This is a genomic window from Natrialba chahannaoensis JCM 10990, from assembly GCF_000337135.1.
In the GTDB taxonomy this organism is placed as follows: domain Archaea; phylum Halobacteriota; class Halobacteria; order Halobacteriales; family Natrialbaceae; genus Natrialba; species Natrialba chahannaoensis.
Window position 1 is genome coordinate 1 of the sequence record NZ_AOIN01000039.1, and the last position, 1,634, is coordinate 1,634.

At 58.4% G+C, this 1,634-nt stretch carries 1 rRNA gene; it reads left to right on the forward strand.

The window, feature by feature from the left end:
* The first annotated feature begins 12 nt into the window (after positions 1–12).
* A 16S ribosomal RNA gene (locus C482_RS05465) occupies positions 13–1,576 on the forward strand.
* Positions 1,577–1,634: the final 58 nt, after the last annotated feature.

Below are 1,634 nucleotides of genomic sequence, written 5' to 3' on the forward strand. Positions count from 1 at the left end.
GCTGGGGAGACCATTCCGGTTGATCCTGCCGGAGGTCATTGCTATTGGAGTCCGATTTAGCCATGCTAGTTGTACGAGTTGAGACTCGTAGCAGATAGCTCAGTAACACGTGGCCAAACTACCCTATAGATCCAGACAACCTCGGGAAACTGAGGCTAATCCGGAATAGGGCTCTCATCTTGGAGTGGAGAGAGCCTGAAACGCTCCGGCGCTATAGGATGTGGCTGCGGCCGATTAGGTAGACGGTGGGGTAACGGCCCACCGTGCCAGTAATCGGTACGGGTTGTGAGAGCAAGAGCCCGGAGACGGTATCTGAGACAAGATACCGGGCCCTACGGNGGGGTAACGGCCCACCGTGCCAGTAATCGGTACGGGTTGTGAGAGCAAGAGCCCGGAGACGGTATCTGAGACAAGATACCGGGCCCTACGGGGCGCAGCAGGCGCGAAACCTTTACACTGCACGCCAGTGCGATAAGGGGACTCCAAGTGCGAGGGCATATAGTCCTCGCTTTTTGCGACCGTAAGGTGGTCGAGGAATAAGTGCTGGGCAAGACCGGTGCCAGCCGCCGCGGTAATACCGGCAGCACGAGTGATGACCGCTGTTATTGGGCCTAAAGCGTCCGTAGCTGGCCGCACAAGTCTATCGGGAAATCTCTCCGCTTAACGGAGAGGCGTCCGGTGGAAACTGTGTGGCTTGGGACCGGAAGACCAGAGGGGTACGTCTGGGGTAGGAGTGAAATCCCGTAATCCTGGACGGACCACCGGTGGCGAAAGCGCCTCTGGAAGACGGATCCGACGGTGAGGGACGAAAGCTCGGGTCACGAACCGGATTAGATACCCGGGTAGTCCGAGCTGTAAACGATGTCTGCTAGGTGTGACACAGGCTACGAGCCTGTGTTGTGCCGTAGGGAAGCCGTGAAGCAGACCGCCTGGGAAGTACGTCCGCAAGGATGAAACTTAAAGGAATTGGCGGGGGAGCACTACAACCGGAGGAGCCTGCGGTTTAATTGGACTCAACGCCGGACATCTCACCAGCATCGACAATGTGCAGTGACGGTCAGTATGATGAGCTTACCTGAGCCATTGAGAGGAGGTGCATGGCCGCCGTCAGCTCGTACCGTGAGGCGTCCTGTTAAGTCAGGCAACGAGCGAGACCCGCACCCTTAATTGCCAGCAGCACCCTTGTGGTGGCTGGGTACATTAAGAGGACTGCCAGTGCCAAACTGGAGGAAGGAACGGGCAACGGTAGGTCAGTATGCCCCGAATGTGCTGGGCGACACGCGGGCTACAATGGCCAAGACAGTGGGATGCAACGCCGAAAGGCGACGCTAATCTCCGAAACTTGGTCGTAGTTCGGATTGAGGGCTGAAACTCGCCCTCATGAAGCTGGATTCGGTAGTAATCGCGCCTCAGAAGGGCGCGGTGAATACGTCCCTGCTCCTTGCACACACCGCCCGTCAAAGCACCCGAGTGGGGTCCGGATGAGGCCCGGTTTCCGGGTCGAATCTGGGCTCCGCAAGGGGGCTTAAGTCGTAACAAGGTAGCCGTAGGGGAATCTGCGGCTGGATCACCTCCACAGATCGGGACTGGGGCGACGCCCCAGCCCACCTTTCAGTCCACGTTCGGTCACACCA